This window comes from Polymorphobacter sp. (assembly GCF_048007885.1).
Classification (GTDB): Bacteria; Pseudomonadota; Alphaproteobacteria; order Sphingomonadales; family Sphingomonadaceae; genus Sandarakinorhabdus.
On record NZ_CP180346.1, the window covers coordinates 585,490 to 609,888 of the forward strand.

Below are 24,399 nucleotides of genomic sequence, written 5' to 3' on the forward strand. Positions count from 1 at the left end.
CTAGTCGTCATTGGCCTGGGTGAGGGCGAGATAGAGCTTTCCGGGGTCTGAGGCGAGCAGGGTGGCGGCGAGCGCGCGGCCCTGCCGGTCGGCGCTGACATGGGCGATCAGCGCCTCGAAATCCTGGGTGAAGCGCGAGGCGTCGACGCGGAAGGCGGCGTCATGGGCCATATGGCGGGTGATGGCGCGGCCGACATCGCCGTCGAGCGCCAGCGCCAGCCCGCGCAGGAAGCGGCTGCGGTCGCCGGCCAGCCATTCCTCATAGGCCTGATCCTCGATATTGAGGGCGAGCAGGCGGGTAAGGTCGATCGCCTGATCCTTGAGATTGGCGAGCAGCTCGGTGGCGCGGCGGGTCAGGCTGGAGCGTTCGCGGATCTCGACTTCGGTCTGGCGCTTGTCGAAATGCGTCTCGACGCTGGCCACGGTCTGGGTGAGGGCCATGAGCCGGGCGGTGACGCGTTCGGCGGCGGCCTGGGCGGCGGCGGCGGCGGCCTTTTGCTGGCCTTCAAGCGCGGCGAGCGCGGTGCGGACCGGCGCGCCAAAGGCGGCTTCGGCCTTGGCGGTGGCGGCAGAATCGAGCGCGGCTTCGGCTTCGGCGACGACGCCCGACAGGGTCTCGCGCATCGTGCCGGCAGACTGGGCGGCGATCTCCTTGATGCGGCTGAAGCTTTCGAGCAGGCTGGTGGTTGCGGCCAGGGCTTCGTTCTCGGTGCTGGCGGTGAGGCTGGCGAGCATGGTCTCGGCGCTGGCAAGGCGCGATTGCAGCGCCTCGGTGGCGTCGTCCAGCGCTTGGCCGGCGGCTTCGAGACGGGACTGGGCGCTGGCCAATGTGTCGGCACCGGCCTCGATCGGGCCGGCAAGGGCGTTGGTCTCGTCATGCAGCCGCGCCAGCCGCGCCGACAGATCGTCCAGCCCCGGCACGGCATCCGGCACGGCCTCGGCAAGCTGGCTGAAGAAGGCGGCGGCAGCCGCATCAAGCGTGGTCATATGGCCAACAAGCGCGCCGAGCCCGGCATCCGCGCCGTTGACGGGCTCGGCGAGCGCATCAAGGCCGGAGCGGAGCTGGGTGACGCGCGTATCGACGCTGGCGAGCGTGGCCTCGCCCTGTTCGGCGCTGGCGGCGAGCGCGGCGTCGAAGCGGGCGATGGCGTCTTGCAAACGGCTCATCAGGCTGTCGGCGCGGCCGGCCTGATCGTCGAGGATATTGCCGAGGCCGGTAAGACCCCCGGTGAGCGCGGCGAGGCGCGCGGCGATGGCGCTGGCCGCTTCGCCGCCGATATGCTCGATGCTGGTGCGCGCCTGGTCGACGCTGGCGAGCAGCGCATTGGTCTGCGCCTGCACCGTGTCACGCGTGCTGTCGACGGCGCTGCTGGCGCGGGCCAGCGCCTCGTCGATGCGGGCCGACATGGCATCGGCGCGGGCTTCAAGGCTCTGTTCGGTGGTGGCGAGCGCCGCCGCCAGCGCGTCATTGACCGCGCTGGTCTGGGCATCGAGCGCGGCGCGTGCCGTCTCGACGGCGGCGTTGGTCTGGCCGAGCGCGGCGTCGACCCCGTCCGCCAGCGCGCCGAGCGGCGTTTGCAGCGCTTCGCTGGCCGCGGTTGTGGCGGCGGTGATCGCAGCGATACGCGCTTCGGCGTCGGTGGCGGTGGCATTGGCCTCTGTGCGCGCGGCGGCCAGATGCTCGCCGAGACGGACCAGCAGCGCTTCGGCTTCGGTCAGCTGCGCGGTCAATGCCGCGCGGGTGTTTTCGAGCAGTGCACTGAGCGCTTCGGCGCGCTCGGTGGCGACGGGGGTCTCGCTGCCCAGCCGCGAGGTTGCGGCTTCGGCGGTCTCCACCGCCTCCTTGAGGCCGTTGGTGGCGGTCTGCAGGCCGGTGATGGTGGCGGCCAGCGCCATATGCTGGCGTTCGACCGGTTTGGCCATGGCGGTCAGCTGGCCGGTCAGCTCTGAGAGCCGGTATTCGAGCTGGCCGATGGCATCGGCGCTTTGGGTGAGGCGGGTTTCGGTGATGCGGGTCTGTTCGGCCATGAGCGCGGCGCGCTCGGCGCGAGCGCGGCTGCCGTCCTGCAGGCGCAGCGCGATGAACCAGATGAGCGCGAGCGGCGCGGCGAGACCGAGCAAGGCGGCGGCGGCCGAGGCGATGGCGGCAAAGCCTTCGGGCAGGGCGAGGCCGGGCAGCAGCGGCACAGCGGCGGCGACGGCGGACAGCAGCCAGAGCAGGGTTGCGGCACCCGCGAGCCAGAGCGGCCAGCGGGGCGGCGGCGTGAAGGACGATTCGTCTGACATCTTGGCTCCGGGCGCTCCCTTCAGACCGCGACTTGCGAGATGATCGCCGCTTCCCGGCCGCGGAGGCGGTGGCTCATGGCGATGGCAATCAAGGTCAGCACGGCGATCTCCCAATACCAATAGAGCCTTGGATTGCCGGCGAGGCAAGCCAATGCAATGGCCAGCGTGCGATTGTTGGCAGAAAGGATTGAAAGGCCGCGCACAATCGGAGCCGTGGCGGCAAGATAGCTGTCCAGCAGGCGGGGATTGGCAGCAAGCGCTGCGTCCATGTTCCGATGGCTGCGATTGAAGCGCGCCTCGGCCCAATGATAGGGGGCCGCGATTGCCGGGCCGGACGGGCGGGGTGTCACGTCGAAACAGCCCGCCTGGCGCCGCTTCCAGGCTTCGCGCTCGCCTTCATACCAGGCCGACTGAACCGCGTGGAAGGCCCCCGAGACCAGCGCCAGCGACAGAGTGGCCTGCCAGTCAGGGAAGCTGAGCGCGATCGGCACGAGCACGAAGATGAAGGCCAGATAATCGCAGACGCCGTCGATGATGCGCCCCAGCGGGCTGGCCTTGCCCGAGGCCCGGGCCAGCTTGCCATCGAGGCCGTCAAGGACATGCCAGGCCAGCATCAGCAGGAAGCCGGCGACGACATAGGCCGGCTCCCGCCACTGCCAGTAGCAGACGCCGGCCAGCAGGCCGCAGCCCATGCCGGCGAAGGACACAGTGTTGGGATGAAGATCGAGCCTGAGCGCCAGCGGCAGCAGCCGCCACGAAATGGGATGCACGAGCCAGAGATTGCTCGGATCCTCGATCGCTTCGGGGCGCGATGCGTCTGTTGCAGTTTTGTGCACGCGCTTTTGCTAGGCGCATGGCTTGGGGCTTGGCAAGCGGCCTTGGCAAGCCGGGCTCTAACCCCCTATGAGGCGGGCCTGTCATGCTCCGTATCGGCGTTCTTCTGGCCCCCGAGGCGCCGCGTCCCCAGCTGGTCGTCGGCGGCTTGTCACTTGTCGAGCGCCAGGCCCGGATGCTCCGCCGCATGGGCTGTGAGCGGCTCTTTCTTGTTGGCGCGTCTCTGTCTGACGCCGCTGTTCAAGGGATTGAAACTGTTTCGTTTCCCTCGCTTGCCGAGGCATTGGCGGCGGGCGGGCTGGTGATCATTCCGGCGCCCGGCCTGATCATCGACGAGCGCGCCGTGGCGACGCTGCTCGCGGGTTCGGGCGCGGGCGGCGGCATTCTGGTCAGTGATGAGAGCGCGGTGAGCGTCGAGCGGCTTGATTCCGCCACGCTGGCGGCCGGTGTGATGGCGCTGCCCGCTGCGATGGTTGCCAGCGTGGCGCGCGACATTGGCGACTGGGATTTTCATTCGACGCTGATTCGTCTGGCGGCTGCGGACCCGACGGTGGCGCGCATCCCGGTCGCGGCAACACCGCTCTATGCGCCCGAGCGGCGGCGGTCGGTGCCGCTGCTCTGGTGCAACCCGCAGGACGCGGCGCAGGCGGCGGACGCCAGCGCGCAGGTGATCGCCGCCGCACAAAAGGGTACGCTCGACTGGCCGGCGCGGTTCATTCACCCGCTGATCGAGGACGCGCTGGTGCGGCTGCTTGCGCCGACCCGCATCACGCCCAATCAGGTGACGCTGTTCACCGCGTTCATTGCGGTCGCGGCCGGCTATGCGCTGGCCACGGGCGCGCTGTGGTGGGGGCTGGGGCTGGCGCTGCTGTGCGGGCCGCTGGACGGGGTCGATGGCAAGCTGGCGCGGGTGCGCATCGAATATTCGCGCTGGGGCGACCTTGAGCATGTGCTCGACAAGATATTGGAGTATGGCTGGTATCTCTGTGCGGCCTGGTGGTTTTCGCGCACACTGGGCTCGGCGCTGCCCTGGGCGCTGGCGGCGCTCATCATCCTGCCGGCGCTGGCCGAGGCGGCACAGGGCGAATTCTACCGGCGCTTGACCGGGGTTCAGCTCGATGACGCCGGGCCCTTCGAGCGGGGCTTCCGGCTCGTGGCCGGGCGGCGCAACACCTTTCTCTGGACCTGGCTGGCGATGGCGCTCGTCGGGCTCTGGTTCGAGGGCTTTGCGCTGCTTGCGGCCTATAGCGTGCTGACCACGGCGGTGGCGCAGTGGCGCTTCTATGTGCGGCTGAGTGCCTTTGCCCGGGCCGGCGATGCGCGCGTTGCGGCCAACTATGCAGCGACCAGCTATGACTTCCTCGCGAAACCGTCCTTGCCCACCGACAAGCCGTAGTATAACTGCAACAAATTCGCGCGCCGTCGCTGATCGGCGAGGCTTTGTCGGTTTGAAAGGAACTATCTGAAATGTCGGTGATTCCCGTCGCCCTTGTTGGGGTTGGCAATTGCGTCTCGTCGCTCGTGCAGGGGCTTTTCCATTATGCCAATGGCGGGTCCAACGACGAACTGGGGCTGATGCACTGGGACATGGGCGGCTATCGGCCCAAGGATATTTCCGTTGTCGCCGCCTGGGACATTGATGCGCGCAAGGTCGGCCGGGATGTGTCGGAGGCGATTTTCGCCAAGCCCAATTGCACCGCCGTCTTCTGTGACCATGTCGGCCCCACCGGCGCGATTGTGGAAATGGGCCGTGTGCTTGACGGGGTGTCGCCGCACATGGCCGCTCACCCTGAGCATCGCCGCTTCGTCGTGGCCGATGCGCCGCAGCCGAGCAAAGCCGATGTCGTCGAGAGCCTGAAGCGCTCGGGCGCGCAGGTGATGTGCAACTATCTGCCCGTCGGCAGCCAGGAAGCGACCGAATTCTATGCCGATGCCGCGATCACCGCTGGCGTGGCGTTCGTCAACAATATCCCGGTGTTCATCGCCTCCAATGCGGACTGGGCGGAGAAGTTCCGCGCCGCCGGCGTGCCGATCATCGGCGATGACATCAAGGCGCAGATCGGCGCCACCATTGTCCACCGCACGCTGACCGACCTGTTCGCCAAGCGCGGTGTGGCGCTGGACCGGACCTATCAGCTCAATACCGGCGGCAACACCGACTTCCTCAACATGCTGAACAAGGAGCGGCTGGCGTCGAAGAAGGAATCGAAGACCGAGGCGGTGCAGTTGGTCGCCCATGTGCGGCTCGATGACGAGAACATCCATGTCGGGCCGAGCGATTATGTGGCGTGGCAGAACGACAACAAGGTGTGCTTCCTGCGCATGGAAGGCCGGATGTTCGGCGGCGTGCCGATGAACCTCGAACTGCGCCTGTCGGTTGAGGACAGCCCCAATTCCGCCGGTGTCGCCATCGACATGATCCGCTGCGCGCGGATCGCGCTTGATCGTGGGCTTGGCGGTCCGGTGCTCGCGCCGTCCTCCTATTTCTGCAAGCACCCGCCCGAGCAGATCACCGATGACGAGGCCTATGACGCGGTCGAAGCCTTTGTGAAGGGCCCTGCGCTCAACTGAGCCGGGGCAGGCCCGTGCAAGCGATCATTCTCGCCGCTGGCATGGGCACGCGGCTTCGGTCCGTGTCGCCGTCAAAGCCGCTGACGCCGGTTGGCGGCACGCCGCTGCTGGTGCGCATATTGGCCAATCTGGCTGCTGCCGGCATCACCCGCCCGCTGGTCATCACCGGCTATGAGAGCGCCGGGGTGGAAGCCGCCGCACGCGCGGCCGGGGCCGAGACCGTGCACAATCCCGATTGGGAGGCGCCCAACGGCGTCTCGGTGCTGGCCGCCGCCCCGCTGCTGGAGGCGCGCGCGCTGCTGGTGATGGGGGATCATCTGGCCAGCGCTTCGCTGTATGCCGCCGTGGCGGCCGCGCCGTTGGACGGTGACGGGCTGGTGCTGGGCATCGACCGGCGGCTCGGTCATCCCTGGGTCGATGAGGCCGATGTCACCCGCGTCTCGACCCGGCCCAAGGCGCAGGCGCTGGACCGGATCGTAGCCATTGGCAAGACGATCGCCAGCTATGACGCCTATGACAGCGGGGTCTTCCTGATCACGCCGGCGCTCATGGCGGCGCTGGCGGGGCTGCCGCAGCCGGGCCTCTCCGACGGCGTCCGGCGGCTTGCCGGGCAGGGCAGGGCTGCAGCGCTCGATGTCTCGGCGCATGACTGGATCGATATCGACGACCCGCGCGCGCTGGCGCTGGCCGAGGACTGGACCGCCTAGAAGCGCTGACGAAATTGGACTTCGATGGCCGCGCGCGGGTCGCGCTGGCCCGGTGTGCTCGGGTTGTCGGACTGCCAGCGCGTCTCGATCCGCACATCCCCGATCTTGAGCGGCAGTTCGGCGCCGGCGGTCAGGATGGCGAATTTCTCGGATGAGGTGGACACCGGATTGCTGATCAGCGGACCCGGGCTGCCATCGGGCCGGGGGAAGATGGCGCGCGGCGGGTTGCCGAGATCGATGACGTTGAGATGGACACTGCGCACCGAGCCGTACCAGCGGCGATTGCGCGTATCGGTGAGGGCCGCATGAACGGCGAGATTACGGCTGTCGCCTGCCGTCCAATGGCCGATGGGGCGGCCGCGATAGGTATAGCCCGAGGTGTAAAGGCTGTTGTTGTAGAAGGAGCCGGGATAGGTGGTTTGGCCGCCGGTCGGGCCTTCAAGCGGCGTGTCGTTGAACAGCGAGACCGCCAGCGTGTCGGAATATTCGATCGTCGTGGTATAGCTTGCCCCGTTGCTGCCGGCCGCACCAGTGAGCGTCAGCCCGATCAGCCGGCCCCATTGTTCGAGCAGCACATTGTCGAAATCCTCAGCTTCACCTTCGAAGTAAAGTTTCGCCATCACCCCTCTGAAATTATGGGTATAGCTGATATCGAAACCAGCCAGCTGATTGCCAGCCTGGTCATCGAAGGCGCCTTGGTTGCTGGGATCGGGATTGTCGCTGTTGCCGACGCCCACGAAGGAGCGGAAGATCTGCGAAAAGCCGCAGGGTCGGCCCTGGCCGCAGACCATCTGGGCGCGGTTGAGGCCGATCTCCAGACCCTGTGAGGGCATGAAGCTCAGCCGCGTTCCGAAGGTGAGCGTGTTGCGGAAATCGCGGTCTTCATTGAGCACGCCGCCGAAGAAATCGAGCCGGAGCGGGCCCAGCCAGCGCAGCACCGGAAAATCGATCTGGTCGGGGTTCAGCATCTTGATGCCGATCTTTGGCATCGGCCGTGCGCTGTTTGAAAACAGCAGCGCACCGTCGACGCCGGGGCCGAACCATTGCTCATTGTTGCCGGCATAAAGCGCGACATTGCCGAGGCGCAGCGTGATCTGGCTCGGCTCGACATGCCAGCCGGTGCCGGGCTGGTCGGTGCGGTAGCCGCCGCCGAGGCTGACCGACACGGCATCGGTATTGACCTCGATGCGGGTCGAGACATCGCCGCGGCCGCGCGCCAGCGTGCCGAAGTCGCGCGCGGTGGTTTCGCGGTTGGTCGCCATCAGCCGGGTTTCGCTGGCAAAGCCTTGCGCGGCATAATCGGCCAGCCGGTCGAGCCGGCGCACGGCGGCGGCGAGATGGGGCGGCAGGGTGCGGCCATCCCTGGCGCGGTTCAGCCCGGCGTCGATCTGCGCCCAGGGTAGGGGCCAGCTATCGACCGGCCCGCGGATGAGGCCGGCCCCGGCAAGCAGCGCGACATCTTGCCGAAGCTGGCGGTCACCAACCTCGGCGAACGGCCCGGCCAGCGCCGGCGCGGCGGCGCCGATGAACAGCGCCGCCGCCACACGCAGGAGGGCAGGGCGCACGGCCAAGCAGCCCGGCGTCAGCGACGCTGGCTGATCGGCACATAATCGCGCCGGGTCGGGCCGGTGTAGAGCTGGCGCGGCCGGCCGATCTTCTGCTCGGGGTCTTCCATCATCTCCGTCCACTGGGCGATCCAGCCGACCGAGCGGGAGATGGCGAAGAGCACGGTGAACATCGAGGTCGGGAAGCCGATCGCCGACATCACCACGCCCGAATAGAAATCGACGTTGGGATAGAGCTTCTTGTCGACGAAATAGGGATCGTTGAGTGCGATATGCTCAAGCTCGCGGGCGACGTCGAAGATGGGATCGGCCTTGCCCAGCTTGTCGAGGATGTTCTTGGCGACCTTGGCCATGACCTTGGCGCGCGGATCGTAGTTCTTGTAGACGCGGTGGCCGAAGCCCATCAGGCGGAAGGGGTCGTCTTTGTTCTTGGCGCGGGCGATGAATTCGGGAATCCGGTCGGGCGTGCCGATTTCGCGGAGCATGTTGAGCGCGGCTTCGTTGGCCCCGCCATGCGCCGGGCCCCAGAGACAGGCGATACCGGCCGAGATGCAGGCAAAGGGGTTGGCGCCCGAAGAGCCGGCGAGGCGCACGGTCGAGGTGCTGGCGTTCTGCTCATGGTCGGCCTGGAGGATCAGCAGCTTCTCCATGGCATCTTCCACCACCGGATCGATGACATAGGGCTCGGCCGGGACGCCGAAGGTCATGCGCAGGAAATTGCCGGCGAAGCTCAACGAGTTGTCGGGATAAAGGAAGGGCTGGCCGATCGAATATTTATAGGCCATGGCCGCCAGCGTCGGCATCTTGGCGATGATGCGGTGCGAGGCGATGACGCGCTGCTGCGGATCGTGAATGTCGGTCGAGTCGTGATAGAAGGCGGCCATGGCGCCGACGATGCCGCACATGATCGCCATCGGGTGCGCATCACGGCGGAAGCCGCGATAGAATTGCGCCAGCTGCTCATGGATCATCGTGTGGCGGGTGATGAGGTAGCTGAACTCTTCATGCTCGGCCGCATCGGGCAGCTCGCCGTTGAGTAGCAGATAGGCGACTTCGAGGAAGCTCGACTTTTCGGCGAGCTGGTCGATGGGATAGCCGCGATAGAGCAGCGTGCCCTCGTCGCCGTCGATATAGGTGATCTTCGATTCGCAGCTTGCCGTGCTGGTGAAGCCGGGGTCATAGGTGAAGCGGCCGGTCTGCGCATAAAGCTTTCTGATATCGATGACTTCCGGGCCGACACTGCCGCCGAGAACGGGATAGTCGGCGCTTCTGTCGTCAACCGTGATATTGGCTTTGTTCGTCATCGTTCGACCCCTTCAGTCTGTCATGCTCGCGTTATTGTGTCGGTGGTTACCGCAATTGCGTCATCGATGCGAGCCAGTGTTTGCGCATGCCCCAGAAGGGCCATGACATCAAACAGCCCGGGTGACTGGGCGGCGCCGGTCAGCGCCGCGCGCAGCGGCTGCGCGACCGCGCCCAGCTTGCAGCCTTCGGCCTCGGCCAGCGCGCGCACGGCGGCTTCCAGCGCGTCGGGCGCCCAGGCGGCGGCGGCCAGCGCGCCCCGCGCCCGCGCCAGCAGGCCAGGGGGCGCCTTGTCCAGCAGGGCCTGGGCGGCCGCATCGATGGGAATGGGCCGGGCGCGGAACAGGAACAGGGCGGACTTCAGCGAGGCTGACAAGATCGGGCGCGCGCTTCTTCAGTTCGCTCATGGCGCGGACCAGAAGGTCGATATCGGCTGTGTTCAAGGCACGGCCAAGCCCGGCCTCGATGCGCGCGCGCACCAAAGCGGCGAGCCGCGTATCATCGGCGGCGCGCAGATAATGGCCATTGACGGATTCGAGCTTCTTCGCGTCAAAACGCGAGGGCGAGCGGCCGACACCGTCCAGATCGAACCACTCGATCGCCTGGTCGCGGCTGATGAACTCGTCATCGCCGTGGCCCCAGCCGAGCCGCAGCAGATAATTTTCCAACGCTTCAGGCAGGATGCCGAGCTCGTCGCGGTAGGCTTCCACCCCCAGCGCGCCGTGCCGCTTGGAGAGCTTGGCACCGTCTGCACCGTGGATCAGCGGGATATGGGCATAGACCGGCTCCGGCCAGCCCAGCGCGCGAATGAGCGCCAGCTGGCGAAAGGCATTGTTGAGATGGTCATCGCCGCGAATGACATGGGTGACGCCCATGTCCTGATCATCGACGACGACCGCCAGCATATAAGTCGGCGTGCCATCGGAGCGCAGCAGCACCATGTCGTCGAGCTCGGCGTTGCTCACCGTGACCGGCCCCTGCACCCGGTCCTCGATGGTGACTTCGCCTTCGGTGGGGGCCTTGAAGCGGATGACATGGGGCTGGCCCTCGGGCCAGTCGGTGCGATCCCGCCAGCGGCCATCATAGCGCATTGGCTGCTTGGCGGCGCGGGCGGCCTCGCGCATCGCCTCCAGCTCTTCGGCGGTGGCGTAGCAGCGATAGGCCAGACCCTGGGCCAGCAGCTGATGCGCCACCTCGGCATGGCGCGCGGCGCGGGCGGCCTGATAGACGATCTCGCCGTCAGCCTCGAGCCGCAGCCAGGCCATGCCCTCGAGGATGGCCGCGACCGCCGCATCGGTCGAGCGGGCGCGGTCGGTATCTTCGATGCGCAGCCGGAACTGGCCGCCATGATGCTTTGCGAACAGATAGTTGAACAGCGCCGTGCGGGCGCCGCCGATGTGCAGAAAGCCGGTGGGCGAGGGCGCGAAGCGCGTCACAACCGGGGGTCTGTCCGCTGAGGTTGCGCTTGCGCTCATGCTGCGAATATCCAATGCTGGCTCATGAGGGTCTTGGTGCAATTCTGGCACCTTGGCGGAGCCGTGGCAGGTGACTAGCAGAACCCTTGGAGCGGTTCAAACGGCTTGGCAGGGCTGGCCCGAAGCGGCTATCGCGGCGCGGCTGGCGGCGCTGGGGGATACCGAGCGCGAGGCGCTGCCGCTCTGGCTGCCGGTGGCGCTGGGGGCGGGCATCGCGGCCTGGTTTGCGCTGCCATGGTCGGGCCAGCGATTGGCGCTGGCGCTGGCCTGTGTGGGGCTGGGCGCGGCGCTGCTTCTGCTCGGGCGGCGCTGGCCGGGCGCGCTCATGCTGATGGTGGTGGTCGGGCTGGGCGCGACCGAGTTCAGGGTCTGGCAGGTCGCCCATGAGGTGCTTCCGGCGCGGCGACTGGCGCGTTTTGAAGCGGTGGTCCAGACGGTGGAGCCGCGGGTGGCGAGCGGTCAGTTGCGGCTTGGCCTGAGCGTGGGGTCTGGCGAGGCGGGCCTGCCCGATCGGGTGCGCGTGAATGTGCGCGGTGCGGCTGCCACCCGCGCTGAGGCCATGGTCGAACCCGGCGCACGGGTGGCGGTGCGCGCCATGCTGTTGCCGCCGCCTTCTCCAGCCGTGCCAGGCGGCTTTGACAGTGCGCGTGCGCTGTATTTTGACGGCGTGGGCGCAACCGGCGCGGTGCTGGGCGATGTGACGCTTTTGGCGGCGGCTCCAGAGGGACGGGGGTGGCGGGCATGGCTGGCCGGGACGCGCCGCGAGATCAGCGCGCGCATCCGCGCCGCCGTGCCGGGGGCCGCAGGCGCGGTAGCGGCGGTGTTCGTGACCGGGGACCGCAGCGCTGTTCCGCAGGAAACATCTGACGCAGTGCGCGACGCGGGGCTGGCGCATCTGCTGTCGATTTCGGGGTTGCACATGGCGGTGGTGGTGGGCGGGGTGATCCTGATTGCCCGCCGCTTGCTGACGCTCTGGCCGTGGCTGGCGCTGCGGCTGCCGGTGCGCGGAGTGGCGCTGGCGCTGGGGGCGCTGGCCGGGCTTGGCTATACCTTGCTGGCCGGCGGCGCTGTGCCCACCATTCGCAGCCTGCTCGCGACCTTGATCGTGCTTGCCGGGCTGATGGCCGGGCGGGAGGCGATCTCGCTGCGGCTGCTGGCAACGGCAGCGTTCCTCATCCTACTGGTGCGGCCTGAATATCTGCTGGGGCCGAGCTTCCAGATGAGCTTTGCCGCCGTGGCGGCGATTGTCGCGCTTTATGAAACGCCGATTGGCCGACGCTGGCTGGGCCCGCGCGAGCGGGAAGGGCGGGCGCGCCAGCTCGGGCGGGGCGGAATCGCGCTTCTCATGACGGGCCTTGTCGCCGAGTTGGTGCTGACCCCCATCGGTCTTTATCACTTTCAGCAATCGGGCGTTTATGGCGTGGTTTCCAACCTGCTGGCGATCCCGTTGGCGAGTTTCGGTATCATCCCCGCGCTGCTGCTGGGGCTGGCGGCTGATGCGCTCGGCGTTGGTGCAGCCGCCTATGCGCCGGCGGGATGGTTTGTGGCCCGGCTCCTCGATATCGCGGACGCGACCGCCGCCATGCCTGGCGCTGTGGCCCGGCTGCCGACCCTGCCGGATCTCGCCTTTGGCCTGATCATCATGGGCGGCCTCTGGCTGCTGTTGTGGCGGAGCGTGCTTCGGCTCGTCGGGCTGCCGGTGATTTTGGCCGGAGCGGTGTTTGCGCTGGCGGCCGCGCCGGCTGATTTGCTGGTCAGCCGGGATGGCCGCCATGTGGCGCTGCGCACCGATGGCGGTGATATTGCCCTGTCACGCGCCCGCATGGGCGGCTTTCTGCGCGATGTCTGGGGCAGCGCCATGGCGGCTTCGGGTGGCTTTCGCCGCTTTGATGAGCTGCCGGAGATGCGCTGCACGCGCGATTCCTGCCTTGGTTTGGTGCGCGGGCGGACCCTGTTTGTCACCCGCTCGCCCGACGGGCTGGCGCGGGGCACGATGGAGCCGGCCTGTCTTGCGGCCGATCTCGTCATCAGCGATCGGCGATTGCCGGATTGGTGCCGGGCGCGCTGGATGACGATCGATGCGGCCATGGTCGCCAATCGCGGCGCGCTTGCGCTCTGGCTTGAGAGCGGCCGCATGGTCGGCAGCCTTGATGGTCTGGGGGATCATCCATGGTATGGACAATCGCGGCCGTTCGGCTGACCATCGGCTGGCTCTTGCGCAACAATGGCGAGGCAAAAGGGGAGGTGTCATGACCAAGGCTGCAGCTGACTTGCTGATTATTCTGTCCGGGATCGATCCGACCCGTCCGCTGGCCGATGACGTGAAGGCGCGGATCGAGGCCGCGATCGCGGCGACGGAGGCCAGCGCGCCGGCGCCCGATTTCGGCGCGACGCCGGCAGCGGCCGATGGCGTGTGGACAACGCTCTATTCCAGCCAGGGAATCTTTGGCGATGTGCCGGTGAGCTTCATGACGCGCGCCATGCCTGGCGGCGGTGCAGATGGCGGCACTGCGCGGGTGCGGCAGGTCTGGCAGGAGATCGACATGGGCCGCGGCTTTTATCGAAATTCCATGCTGCTTGAGGCTGGCCCCGCGGCCACGCCCATCCATTATTTGGCCACCGCCGATGTTGCGCCAGCACCCGAGCGCCCGAACGGCTTTGGGGTGGCCTTTCGCCAGATGGTGTTCGCGCCAGGTGCGCCGGGTGTGGACAATGCGCAGGTGCGCGCAGCCCTTGCGCTATCCGCAGAGACGCCGCTCAGCATCACCGTGCCGTCCCCACAGCCCGCGCCGGCCACGGTGACCTATCTGGACGATGATCTGCGCATCAATCGCGGCAAGGATTATGTCGCCGCCATGCAGCGGGTGCGTTGAAGCTGCGCTGACCTGCCGCCGGCCGGTTCAGTTGTAGCGGCGCAGCAGGCCGGCCAGCCGACCCTGCACACGCACCTGCTCGGGCCGGTAGCGCTGGGGCTGGTAGCTGCTGTTGGCCGGATCGAGGCGGATCATGCCCTTTTCGCGGCGCAGATATTTCAGTGTCGCTTCGCTGTCATCGATCAGGGCCACGACAATGTCCCCGTCGCGCGCGTCTTCGCAGCGGCGCACGAGCGCATAATCACCGTCGAAAATCCCGGCCTCGACCATCGAATCGCCGGAGACTTCAAGCGCATAATGGTCCCCCGGGCCGAGCAGCGCTGAGGGCACCGACAGTGACCGGTCGGACTCGAGCGCCTCGATCGGCAGACCGGCGGCAATGCGGCCATGGAGAGGCACCATCACCGTGTCATTGGCAGGCTCGGGCAAGATCGGCGGGCGGGCGGGCAGCACTGCGGCCTGCGCCCGGGCGCTGCCGAAGGCCGGGTTCATCGCGTCAGGCAGGCGCAACACCTCAAGGGCGCGGGCGCGGTTGGGCAGGCGGCGAATGAAATTCCGTTCCTCAAGGGCATTGATCAAACGGTGCACGCCCGATTTGGAGCGCAGGCTGAGCGCTTCCTTCATCTCCTCGAAGCTGGGGGAAATGCCCGTCTCCTTGAGGCGGCCATCGATGAAGCCGAGGAGTTCCTGCTGCTTGCGCGTCAACATCTGCCATGCCCTTTTCTGGAACACACGCAGAACGATTAGGCAACATCCGAGAACATGTCAAGGCGGATGATGTCGACTTCGCTGCCAGTTTCGGCTGCTGGCGCATGGGCTTCGCGCACGATCAGCACATCGGCTTCGGCCAGCCGCGCGATCTGGGCGCTGTCTTGCGTGGACAGGGCCGTGACCCGGCCATCGGGCAGGCAGACGCCGCGCAGATGATCCCGCCGGTTGCCGGTCGCGGCGATGGGCGCGGCCAGCCTTGCGCGGACCATGGGGATATCGCCCGGCCGCCCGGCCAGCGCGCACACCAGAGGCCAGCCGAACAGCAGCGCGCAGACATAGGCCGATACCGGATTGCCCGGCAGGCCGAGCACGCGCATCGCGCCGAGCTGGCCGGCGACCAGCGGCTTGCCGGGCCGCATCGCGATCTTCCAGAAATCGAGATGGGCGCCGAGCGCGTTGAGCACCGGCACGACGAGATCGTGATCGCCGACCGACGCGCCGCCTACCGTGACCAGAAGATCGGCCTGCACATCGGCGATGGCGGTGCGGATGGCGGGCGCGCGGTCGGGCAGGATGCCGAGATCCCTGACCTCGGCCCCGGCGGCGCGCAGCAGGGCTGCCAGCATCACCGAGCCGGCATTGACGATCTGCCCTGGCCCCGGCGCCTCGCCCGGCATCACCAGCTCATCGCCTGTTGCGAGCAGCGCCACGCGCGGCCGCGCCAGCACATCGACTGCGCCGTGTCCGCTCGCGGCCAGCAGGCCGAGACGACGGGCGCCGAGCAGCGCGCCGGCCGGAATGAGCCGTTCACCGGCGGCGAAATCCTGCCCCGCCTTGCGCACATGGGCGCCGCGCCCCGGGGGGCCATCGCCAGAGAGCCGTGCCGTTTCGCCGTCTGCGGTCATGTCTTCCTGCACCACCACCGTATCGGCGCCCGCTGGCAGCGGCGCGCCGGTGAAGATGCGCACCGTTTCGCCTGTGCCCAGCTGGCCTGCGAAGGCGTGTCCGGCGGCGGCCTCGCCGATGATGCGCCAGGGGCCGGGCAGATCGGCATGGCGCACGGCCCAGCCGTCCATCGCGCTGGCATCGAAGGGCGGTTGCGTGAGAAGGGCGGCGAGATCGGTGGCGGCGTGGCGCCCGGCGGCGTCTGCCAGCGGCACACGCACGGCGGCGAGCGGCGTGACACCGGCCAGCAAGAGGCGCCGCGCGTCATCGGGGTGGAGCAGGCTCATGCGCGGAAATCGCCCGAGCGGCCCCCGGACTTTTCAAGCAGGCGAACGCCGTGGATGGTCATGCGCCGGTCGAGCGCCTTGGCCATGTCGTAGATTGTGAGGAGTGCCACGGAAACCGCTGTAAGGGCTTCCATTTCTACGCCGGTGCCGTGCGTGGTGACGACCCTTGCCGTGACCCGCACGCCCTCGTCTTCAATCTCGATCTCGACATTGACCGCATCAATCGGCAGCGGGTGGCAAAGCGGGATCAGCTGGGCGGTCTGCTTGGCGGCCATGATGCCGGCGATGCGCGCCGTGGCGACGGCGTCGCCCTTCTTCAGCGTGGCGCTGCGGATGGCGTCCAGCGCCTCGGCAGACACGCTGATCCGCCCTTCCGCCACCGCCTCGCGCCGGGTCGCAGCCTTGGCCGAGATATCGACCATGCGCGCTGCGCCGCCCTCGTCGAGATGGGTCAGGCCGCTCATGCGAGCAGCGTCCGGGTTGCGGCTTCCACATCGGGCTGGCGCATCAGCGATTCCCCGATCAGAAAGGCATTGATGCCGCGCGCCGAAAGCTGCGCCAGCTCGCGCGGGCCGGAGAGGCCGGATTCGGCGACGAGCGTGCGGCCCGGCGTATCTGCAAGCTCGAAACTGGTCTGAAGATCAACCTGCAATGTCTTGAGATTTCTATTGTTTATGCCAAGCAGAGGTGTCTTCAGCGCCAGCGCCCGGTCACGCTCCTCGGCATTGTGCACCTCGACCAGCACGTCAAGGCCGAGCTCATGGGCATAGGCTTCGAACTCAAGCGCTTCGGCGTCGCTCAATGCCGCCATGATGAGCAGGATACAGTCGGCTCCGATGGCGCGGGCGTTGGCGATCTGCCAGCGATCGACGAAGAAATCCTTGGCCAGCACCGGCAGGTCACAGGCGGCGCGGGCGGCGCGCAGATAATCGTCGGCGCCGAGAAACCACTCTTCCTCGGTCAGCACCGAAAGGCAGGTCGCGCCGCCGGCGGCATAGGCGCGGGCGATCTCGGCAGGCACGAAATCCGCGCGGATCAGCCCTTTTGACGGGGAGGCCTTCTTGACCTCGGCGATCAGCGCATAGCGCGGCGCCTGCTGGATGGCCTTGATAAACCCGCGCGGCGGCGATGCCTTTGCGGCTGCAGCCTCGCGGGCGGCGAGGCTGTGGTCCGCCTTGAGCGCGGCGACCCGGTCCCGCTTGGCGTTGCAGATGGTGGTGAGCGTGTCGGTCATCGAAAGGCCTTCCATCGGGCGAGCGTGGCGGCGGCAGCGCCCGATGACAAGGCGGCGCGCGCGCGCGCCGCCGCTTCGATGAGCGACAGGCGCTCGTCGGCCACGCCCAGCGCGGCGGCGGCATTGAGCACCACCACATCATGATAGGCGCCCGTCTCCCCGCCCAGCAACCGCTCGAGCGCGGCGGCATTTTCAGCCGGGCTGCCGCCGGCGAGCGCGGCCTTGGGGTGCGTGCCCACCCCGGCATCCTGCGGCCGGATAGTGAGGCTGATCAGTGTGCTGTCGTGCAGGCGCATGGCGTTGCTGGGGCCGGAGACGGCCAGTTCATCAAAGCCATCACCGTGCACCACCAGTGCCGCCTCGCTGCCCAGCTCTGCCAGGGCGCCGGCCATGAGCCGCAGGGCGGAGGGCGCGAACACGCCGACCAACTGGCGGCGCACGCCGGCGGGGTTGGCCAGCGGGCCAAGCAGGTTGAAGATCGTGCGGCGGCCGAGCGCGCGGCGCACTGGCGCCACCCGCGCCATGGCGGGATGGTGGCGGGCGGCATGGAGAAAGGTGATGCCGACGGTGCGCAGGCAGGGCTCGAGCCGGTCGAGCGGCAGTTCGGGCACGCCGAGTGCGGCCAGCACATCGGCCGCGCCCGAGCTTGACGAGGCCGCCCGGTTGCCATGCTTGGCCACGGGCACGCCGCAGGCTGCAACGACCAGACTGACGGCGGTCGAGATGTTAAGGCTGTGCTGACCGTCGCCGCCGGTGCCACAGACATCAATGGCATCAGAGGCTTCAAGCCGGTTACTCATGCGCGCTCTGAGTGCACGTGCGGCGGCCGTCACTTCCTCCACCGTCTCGCCGCGATCGGCGAGCGTGCTCAGAAAGGCGGCCAGCACCGCGTCATCCACATCGCCGTCAAGGATCCGGGCAAAGGCGTCATCGGCGGCGTCGCGGGGCAGCGGCGCGCGCGGGTCGGGCAGGGGCCTGATCATTTCGGACGGTGCGGAATGTCGGCGATCCGCAGGAAATTGGCGAGCAGTGCATGGCCATGCGCGGTGGCGATGCTTTCGGGGTGAAATTGCACGCCGTGCAGCGGCAGCGTCTTGTGGTGCATGCCCATGATCAGCCCCTCGGGGCTGGTGGCATTGACGGTGAAGCACTCCGGCAGCGTGGCCGCGTCGACGATCAGGCTGTGATAGCGGGTCGCTTCGAACGGGCTGGGCAGGCCTTCGAACACGCCGGTGCCGCTGTGGCTGATGGCGCTGGTCTTGCCGTGCATCACCTGCGGGGCGCGAATGACATCGCCGCCAAAGGCCTGGCCCAGCGCCTGATGGCCAAGGCAGACGCCGAGCAGCGGCAGCCGGGCCTCGGCGGCAGCCGTGATGAGATCAAGGCAGATGCCGGCTTCATTGGGCGTGCAGGGCCCCGGCGAGAGCAGAACCGCCTGAGGGGCCATCGCCATCGCCTCGGTTACGCTCAACGCATCGTTGCGCATCACCCGGGTCGGCGCGCCCAGCTCTTCCAGATAATGGACGAGGTTGAAGGTGAAGCTGTCGTAATTGTCGATGACGAGGATCATGGCGCCCTCACTGGCCGTAACCGGCGTCATTGGCCGCCGCCAGCGCCCGCCTTGCAGCGGCAATCAGCGCGCCCGCCTTGGCTTCGCATTCGCGCTGCTCATATTCGGCCTGGCTGTCAGCAACGATGCCGGCGCCAGCCTGGATGTGCATGGTGCCATCCTTGACGATGGCGGTGCGCAGCACGATGCAGCTGTCCATGCTGCCATCAGGGCTGAAATAGCCGACCCCGCCGGCATAGGCGCCGCGCTGCTCGCTCTCCAGCTCGGCGATCACCTGCATGGCGCGCACCTTGGGCGCGCCGCTGACCGTGCCGGCAGGAAAACCGGCAAGCAGCGCATCGACCGCATCGATGCCGGGCGCCAGCCGGCCCTGCACATTGGAGACGATGTGCATGACATGGCTGTAGAATTCGACGCCCGCCCGGTCAGTCACACGCACCGTGCCGGGCACCGAGACCCGGCCCGTGTCGTGGCGGCCAAGATCAAGCAGCATCAGATGCTCGGCCTGTTCCTTGGCGTCGGCGAGCAGGCTGGCCTTGTTCTCGGCATCCTCCGCAGCATCCTTGCCGCGCGGCCTGGTGCCGGCGATGGGCCGGATGGTCACATCGCCGTCGCGCACGCGCACCAGAATTTCGGGGCTGGAACCGACCAGCGCAAAGCCCGGCAGATCAAGCAGATAGAGAAAGGGCGAGGGGTTGATGCGCCGCAGCGCCCGATAAAGATCGAAGGCCGGCAGCGGGAAGGGCAGGCTGAAGCGCTGCGCCAGCACCACCTGAAAAATGTCGCCGGCAAGGATATAGTCCTTGGCGCGCGCTACCATGGCAGCATAGCGCGCCGGGTCGGTATGCGCCGTGAGCGCGGCTTCGGCCGGCACTTGGGCGGGGCTCGCCGCCGGCAGTGCTCCGGCCAGCTTGCGCGCTGCGGCCTCGATCCGCTCGACCGCTGCCTCATAGCGCGCCCGTGCCCCGCCAGGCTGGTCTGGAAACAGCGGCGCCACAATGTGCAGTTCGTCACTCAGCCGGTCGAACACCAGAAGCAGCGTGGGGCGCACGAACAGCATGTCGGGCAGGTCCAGCGGCAAGGGCGGCGCCAGCGGCACGCTCGGCTCCACCAGCCGCACCGCCTCATAGCCGATATAGCCCACCAGACAGGCCAGCGCGCGCGGCAGGCCTGCGGGGACATCGGCGCGCGCGCCCGCCACCAGCGCGCGCAGATTGTCGAGCGGATTGCCGTCTTGCGGCTCGAAGGCCTCCGGGTCGGCCTGCCAGTTGCGGTTGATGCGCGAGGTCGCGCCGCGCGCATCCCAGACCAGATCGGGCGCGAGGCCGATCAGCGAATAGCGGCCGCGCACCTGCCCGCCCTCGACCGATTCGAGCAGAAACGCGCCCGAGCCGGCCGCACCCAGCTTGAGCATCGCTGAAACCGGTGTCTCGGTGTCGGCAACGATCCGGCGATGAACGAGGCAGGCGCGTCCCGCCTCGAGGCTCGCGACCGCCTCGGCAAGGCCGGGCTGCTGCGCGTGCGGCCCCATGGCTATTGCAACAGGCTGGTCTGGCCAGCGAGGCGGCGGCGCAGCGCGTCGATGGCGGCATCGTTGCGCTTGACCACGACTTCGCGGGCCGCGGCGGCTGCAAAGGCCTCGGCAAACTCATTGGGCAGGCTTTGGGCCACTTCGCGGCGCATGGCATCGACAATGCCCGGCACAGCCGCCAGATCGCCGGGCTCGATGCTGTCGACATGGACCAGCGCCCAGCCCTCGGCCCCACCCAGCACCCGGGTCTTGCCCGCACCGGTTGCCAGAAAGGCCTCGATGATCGGCGGCATGGCCTGTCCCGCCTGCATCGCATCGACCCGTCGCCCGGTCAGCGGCTGCGGCGCCTGCAGGCCGGCGTCAGCCACGGCCTCGGCAAAGCTCTTGCCGCCCTTGACCGCCGCCACCACGGCATCCGCCGTGGCGCGCGCGGCCTTCAGCGCCTTGTCCTGCGTCGCCAGTCCGCTCACCAGCGGCTCGATCTCTTCCAGCGGCCGCGTGGTGGCAGCCACGACATTGGTTGTCTCCAGCGCCACCACCTCATCGCCGTCGAGCGTCTGCACGATCACCCCGTCTTCGGGCTGCTGCAAAAAGGCCAGCTCGGCCAGTTCGGCGGTGAGGCCTTCGAGCGGCGGCATGTCGATGCCGCGGCCCGCCCGCGTCACCGGCGGCTGGCTGAAGATGCTCAGCCCTTCCGCCTCGGCGATATCGGCAAAGCTCTTGCCATCCTCGGCGCCGTCCTCAACACGCGCGATGACTTCCGACAGCTTGTCGCTCAAAGCCCGCGCGCGCAGCTCCTCGCGGATGGCCGGGCTGACATCGGCCAGCGACCGCGCCGGCGCACCGAGCGCTGCCACCGACAGCACGTGCCAGCCAAAAGGCGAGCGTACCGGCGCCGACACCTGGCCAACCTCAAGCGCAAAGGCCGCAGCTGCCACATCGGCACTGGTCTCGCCGGCAAACTGGCTCTGCGATCTCTCGCCAATCTCGATATCGGCCGCGCCAAAGCCGGCGATCTCTTGCGCGGCGGCGGCGAATCCCGTCGCGGCAGCGGCCTCGACCAGCTTCTGCGCGGTCGCTTCATCGGGCACAACCACCTGCAGCAGGCGGCGGGTTGGTGCGGCGCCATATTTGGCCGGGTCAGCATCGAAGGCGGCCTTCACAGCCTCGTCGCTGATTTCGATATCGGCCGCAATCGCCGCCCGGTCGAACATCGCATAGCGAAAGCCGCGCCGCTCCGGCACGGCGAAACGGCTGACATTGTCATCGTAAAAGGCGCGGATCTCGGCCTCGGTGGCTGGTTCCACTTCGCCGGTGGGCACCAGCGTCACGCTGCCCCGGTGAACGGCGACCAGCGTTTCAGCCAGCGGCTGCGCCTGACCGGCTGACACACCGAGCGAGGACGTGAGCGGGGTGAGGAGCTGCTGGCGGATGATGTCGCCAGCGATGTCATCGCGCAGCTGCTTGTCGGAAATCCGCTGCTCGGCGATGATCCGGTTGTAGGTGTCCTGGTCGAATTTGCCGGCGATCTGAAAGGCGGGAATCGCCGCGATCACCGCGCCGATCGCGGGTTCCGAGGCGACCATGCCGATCTTGCGGGCAAATTCCTCGATCGCCGTGCGTCCGATCAGCTGGGTGGCCATCACCTCCACCGCGCCGTCATTGGCAAGGTCGGCGATGGTCACGTCGGGCTGGTCGGCGCGCGCGCTCTGCAACACATTGTCGAGGCTGCGCTGAAGGTCGGCCTCGACGATGGCGCGCTCGCCGACCTCGGCGATGGTGCCCACCCGCGTCACCCCGCCGCCAAAGGGATCGCCCACACCGGTGATGATGAAGGCGATGACGACTAGCCCAAGCACGCCGAGCGAAATCGGGCTGGACAGGCCTTTGCGGATAAACTGGAGCATGCGCGCCCTTGACTGAAAATGGTGCAAAAAACGTGACTGAGGCGGCTTGTAACCATGGCGGTCGCTTGCCACAAGCGCCAGTCAACGCGGCAGAAGGGCTGGGCATGAAGCTGATCGTCGGCAACTGGAAGATGAACGGGCTGCGCGAGGACCTGCGCGAGATCCGCGCGCTGGCGGCGCAGGCCAGCGGCTTTGGCACCGCCGCCTGCTGGATTGCGCCCTCCTTTCCGCTGATCATGGCCGCCGCAGAAGCCACGCAGGGGCGTCTTGCCATCGGCGGACAGGATTGCCACAGCGCGACGGCAGGCGCGCACACCGGCTGTGTCTCGCCCGTCCAGCTCGTCGATGCCGGAGCGAGCTTCGTCATCCTCGGCCATAGCGAGCGCCGCGCCGACCAGCATGAGGAGGATGCGCTCATCCGAGCCAAGGCGGTTGCCGCTCGCGCTGCCGGTCTTGAGGTCATCATCTGCGTGGGCGAAACCGAAGCCGCGCGCGACGCTGGCCGCGCCGAGGCCGTGGTCGGCGCGCAGTTGCAGGGCTCGCTGCCGGACAGCCTTGACGGGCTGATCATCGCCTATGAGCCGGTCTGGGCGATCGGCACGGGCCGCACGCCCAGCGTCGATGAGGTTGCGGCCATCCACGGCTTCATCCGCGCCGCGCTCATCAGCCGGTTCGGGCCAGCGGGGCAGGGGGTGCGGCTGCTTTATGGGGGCTCGGTCAAGCCTGACAATGCCGCCGCGTTGATGGCGGCGGGCGATGTCGACGGCGCGCTCGTCGGCGGGGCCAGCCTGCGCGCTGACAGCCTTGCCGCCATCATCGCCGCCGCCGCCTTGCCGAGCGCGGCCTGAACCGCTAGGAACGCGGCTCGCTCCCTCTTGGTCTGGACAGGTTTGTGACGACATTTCTGCTTGTGGTGCATGCGCTGATCGCGCTGGCGCTGGTCACGGTCATTCTGCTGCAACGCTCCGAAGGCGGTGGCCTTGGCATTGGCGGCGGCACCGGCGGCGGCATGGTCTCCGTGCGCGGCGCCGCCAATCTGCTGACCCGGGCAACCACCGTGCTCGCCGTCATGTTCATCGGCACCTCGATCCTGCTCGCCGTGCTCGCCGCCGGCACCAGCAAGCCGCGCGCCGTTGACACCAGCCTGGCTGCCGAGGGCGCGCCCATCGCCGCTCCGCTCGATGAGGCGCCGCCCGCGGCCCCCGTGCTGCCGGGTGCGGCACCTGGCCTGCTGCCGGCAACACCCCCGGCCGACTCCGTGCCGCTGGCGCAGTAGCGTCGCTGGTGGGGGCCAGCATCGCAGACAGCGCAGCCCCGTCGCGGGCCAAGCAGATTTTCGGCGGTGCGGCCGGCAATCTGGTCGAATGGTATGATTGGTATACCTATTCGGCCTTCGCGCTCTATTTCGCGCCGCGCTTCTTCCCGCAGGATGATGCCGTCGCCCAGCAGCTGAACGGTGCGGTCATCTTCGCCATCGGCTTTCTCATGCGCCCGCTGGGCGGCTGGCTGCTCGGCGTCTATGCCGACCGGCATGGCCGCAAGGCTGCGCTCACGCTGTCGGTCGGGCTGATGTGCTTTGGCTCCCTGATGATCGCGCTGGCGCCCACCTATGATCAGGTCGGTCTGGCCGCCCCGGCCTGGCTGCTCGCCGCGCGGCTGGTGCAGGGGCTGAGCGTGGGCGGCGAATATGGCACGTCCGCCACCTTCATGGCCGAGGCCGCCGACGAGCGCCGCCGCGGCTTCTGGGCCAGCTTCCAATATGTGACGCTGATCGGCGGCCAGCTGACCGCGCTCGCCGTGCTGGTTACCATGCAGGCGCTGTTCAGCGAGGCGGAACTCACGGACTGGGGCTGGCGCGTGCCCTTCGTCATCGGCGCGCTGTGCGCGGTGCTGGTGTTCTGGCTGCGGCGTGGTCTGGTCGAAACCGCGGCCTTTCAGAAGGTCGACCGCGCCGGGCAGAAGAGCCTGATCCGCCGCCTGCTCGCCCATCCCCGCGCGCTGGTCACCGTGCTGGCGATCACCGGCGGCGGCAGCCTCGCCTTCTATACCTTCACCACCTACATGCAGAAGTATTTCGTGCTCTCGGCCGGCTGGACCAAGGTCGAGGCGACCTCGGTCAGCACCGCTGCGCTCTTCGGTTTCATGCTGCTCCAGCCCGCCTTTGGCGCCCTGTCCGACAGGGTCGGCCGCCGCCCGCTGCTCATCGGTTTCAGCCTGGGCGGCATGCTGCTCGCCGTGCCCGCGCTCGCGGCCATCGGCACCGCGCGCTACCCTTATGAAGGGCTGGCGCTGATGTTCGCCGCCCTGTGCGTGCTCAGCGGCTACACCTCGATCTCCGGGCTGGTGAAGGCCGAGATGTTCCCCGCCGAAGTCCGCGCGCTCGGTGTCGGCCTGCCCTATGCCTTTGGCGTCGCCCTGTTCGGCGGCACGGCGGAGAGCATCGCGCTCGCCTTCAAGGCTGCCGGGCTTGAAAGCGGCTTTTTCTGGTATGTCGCGGCGATGTGCGGCGTTTCGCTGGTCGCTGTGCTCAGCCTGCCCGACACAAAGCATAATTCAGAGAATTGAAACCGACTAATAATACTTATTTTTCATATGGTTGAT

20 protein-coding genes and 1 pseudogene are annotated in these 24,399 nt (G+C 68.0%); 8 read left to right on the top strand and 13 right to left on the bottom strand.

Annotated features, from left to right (window positions below):
* Positions 1-2,286 (bottom strand): hypothetical protein, encoded by a 2,286-nt coding sequence (locus tag ACMVO5_RS02920; RefSeq protein WP_416908585.1) that lies wholly within the window; start codon positions 2,284-2,286, stop codon positions 1-3.
* A 20-nt stretch (positions 2,287-2,306) separates the two neighbouring features.
* On the bottom strand, positions 2,307-3,122 hold the full coding sequence (locus ACMVO5_RS02925) for a CDP-alcohol phosphatidyltransferase family protein (RefSeq protein ID WP_416908586.1): 816 nt from the start codon (positions 3,120-3,122) through the stop codon (positions 2,307-2,309).
* An 83-nt stretch (positions 3,123-3,205) separates the two neighbouring features.
* Here ACMVO5_RS02925 and ACMVO5_RS02930 point away from each other — a divergent pair, with 83 nt between their 5' ends.
* From ACMVO5_RS02930 to ACMVO5_RS02940, 3 genes are all read left to right on the top strand, one after another.
* Entirely contained in the window at positions 3,206-4,516 is a 1,311-nt protein-coding gene (locus tag ACMVO5_RS02930; protein ID WP_416908587.1) for a CDP-alcohol phosphatidyltransferase family protein, read from the top strand.
* Between the two features lie 71 nt (positions 4,517-4,587).
* On the top strand, positions 4,588-5,691 hold the full coding sequence (locus ACMVO5_RS02935) for an inositol-3-phosphate synthase (RefSeq protein ID WP_416908588.1): 1,104 nt from the start codon (positions 4,588-4,590) through the stop codon (positions 5,689-5,691).
* 14 nt (positions 5,692-5,705) lie between these two features.
* On the top strand, positions 5,706-6,398 hold the full coding sequence (locus ACMVO5_RS02940; RefSeq protein WP_416908589.1) for an NTP transferase domain-containing protein: 693 nt from the start codon (positions 5,706-5,708) through the stop codon (positions 6,396-6,398).
* Here the strand turns inward: ACMVO5_RS02940 and ACMVO5_RS02945 are convergent.
* From ACMVO5_RS02945 to gltX, 3 genes and pseudogenes are all read right to left on the bottom strand, one after another.
* On the bottom strand, positions 6,395-7,963 hold the full coding sequence (locus ACMVO5_RS02945; protein ID WP_416908590.1) for a capsule assembly Wzi family protein: 1,569 nt from the start codon (positions 7,961-7,963) through the stop codon (positions 6,395-6,397). The two genes, ACMVO5_RS02940 and ACMVO5_RS02945, sit on opposite strands and share 4 nt — an antisense overlap.
* Before the next feature lie 17 nt (positions 7,964-7,980).
* On the bottom strand, positions 7,981-9,267 hold the full coding sequence (locus tag ACMVO5_RS02950; RefSeq protein ID WP_416908591.1) for a citrate synthase: 1,287 nt from the start codon (positions 9,265-9,267) through the stop codon (positions 7,981-7,983).
* 20 nt (positions 9,268-9,287) lie between these two features.
* A pseudogene (gene gltX, locus ACMVO5_RS02955) lies at positions 9,288-10,740 on the bottom strand (glutamate--tRNA ligase).
* A 70-nt stretch (positions 10,741-10,810) separates the two neighbouring features.
* Between gltX and ACMVO5_RS02960 the strand changes: the two are divergent.
* Together ACMVO5_RS02960 and ACMVO5_RS02965 are read left to right on the top strand one after the other, a co-directional pair.
* Positions 10,811-12,940, top strand: a complete 2,130-nt coding sequence (locus ACMVO5_RS02960) for a ComEC/Rec2 family competence protein (RefSeq protein WP_416908592.1) — start codon at positions 10,811-10,813, stop codon at positions 12,938-12,940.
* 49 nt (positions 12,941-12,989) lie between these two features.
* Complete coding sequence (locus tag ACMVO5_RS02965; protein ID WP_416908593.1) at positions 12,990-13,613, top strand: PAP/fibrillin family protein; 624 nt, start codon at positions 12,990-12,992, stop codon at positions 13,611-13,613.
* 27 nt (positions 13,614-13,640) lie between these two features.
* Here ACMVO5_RS02965 and lexA read toward each other — a convergent pair whose 3' ends face one another.
* From lexA to ACMVO5_RS03005, 8 genes are read right to left on the bottom strand one after another with little or no spacing between them, the layout of a single operon-like run.
* Positions 13,641-14,321, bottom strand: a complete 681-nt coding sequence (gene lexA / locus ACMVO5_RS02970) for a transcriptional repressor LexA (protein WP_416908594.1) — start codon at positions 14,319-14,321, stop codon at positions 13,641-13,643.
* Positions 14,322-14,356: 35 nt separating this feature from the next.
* Complete coding sequence (gene glp / locus ACMVO5_RS02975; RefSeq protein WP_416908595.1) at positions 14,357-15,556, bottom strand: gephyrin-like molybdotransferase Glp; 1,200 nt, start codon at positions 15,554-15,556, stop codon at positions 14,357-14,359.
* The gene (moaC, locus tag ACMVO5_RS02980; RefSeq protein WP_416908596.1) at positions 15,553-16,020 is read right to left on the bottom strand and encodes a cyclic pyranopterin monophosphate synthase MoaC; all 468 of its coding nucleotides are present in this window, start codon (positions 16,018-16,020) and stop codon (positions 15,553-15,555) included. The genes glp and moaC overlap by 4 nt, the downstream gene beginning before the upstream one ends.
* Entirely contained in the window at positions 16,017-16,790 is a 774-nt protein-coding gene (gene trpC, locus ACMVO5_RS02985) for an indole-3-glycerol phosphate synthase TrpC (protein ID WP_416908597.1), read from the bottom strand. Before trpC ends, moaC begins: the two co-directional genes overlap by 4 nt.
* Positions 16,787-17,773, bottom strand: a complete 987-nt coding sequence (gene trpD / locus ACMVO5_RS02990; protein WP_416908598.1) for an anthranilate phosphoribosyltransferase — start codon at positions 17,771-17,773, stop codon at positions 16,787-16,789. The genes trpC and trpD overlap by 4 nt, the downstream gene beginning before the upstream one ends.
* A complete protein-coding gene (locus tag ACMVO5_RS02995) occupies positions 17,770-18,360 on the bottom strand; it encodes an anthranilate synthase component II (RefSeq protein ID WP_416909287.1) in 591 nt (196 codons plus the stop codon). Before ACMVO5_RS02995 ends, trpD begins: the two co-directional genes overlap by 4 nt.
* A 7-nt stretch (positions 18,361-18,367) precedes the next feature.
* Positions 18,368-19,891 carry an anthranilate synthase component I family protein gene (locus ACMVO5_RS03000; protein ID WP_416908599.1) on the bottom strand — a complete coding sequence of 508 codons (1,524 nt, stop codon included), beginning with the start codon at positions 19,889-19,891 and terminating at the stop codon, positions 18,368-18,370.
* Positions 19,892-19,893: 2 nt separating this feature from the next.
* Entirely contained in the window at positions 19,894-21,798 is a 1,905-nt protein-coding gene (locus ACMVO5_RS03005) for a SurA N-terminal domain-containing protein (protein WP_416908600.1), read from the bottom strand.
* Between the two features lie 104 nt (positions 21,799-21,902).
* On the opposite strand from ACMVO5_RS03005, the gene tpiA reads away from it, so the two are divergent.
* From tpiA to ACMVO5_RS03020, 3 genes are read left to right on the top strand one after another with little or no spacing between them, the layout of a single operon-like run.
* Complete coding sequence (gene tpiA / locus ACMVO5_RS03010) at positions 21,903-22,646, top strand: triose-phosphate isomerase (RefSeq protein ID WP_416908601.1); 744 nt, start codon at positions 21,903-21,905, stop codon at positions 22,644-22,646.
* 44 nt (positions 22,647-22,690) lie between these two features.
* The gene (gene secG, locus ACMVO5_RS03015) at positions 22,691-23,074 is read left to right on the top strand and encodes a preprotein translocase subunit SecG (RefSeq protein WP_416908602.1); all 384 of its coding nucleotides are present in this window, start codon (positions 22,691-22,693) and stop codon (positions 23,072-23,074) included.
* A gap of 8 nt (positions 23,075-23,082) precedes the next feature.
* On the top strand, positions 23,083-24,363 hold the full coding sequence (locus ACMVO5_RS03020) for an MFS transporter (RefSeq protein WP_416908603.1): 1,281 nt from the start codon (positions 23,083-23,085) through the stop codon (positions 24,361-24,363).
* Positions 24,364-24,399: the final 36 nt, after the last annotated feature.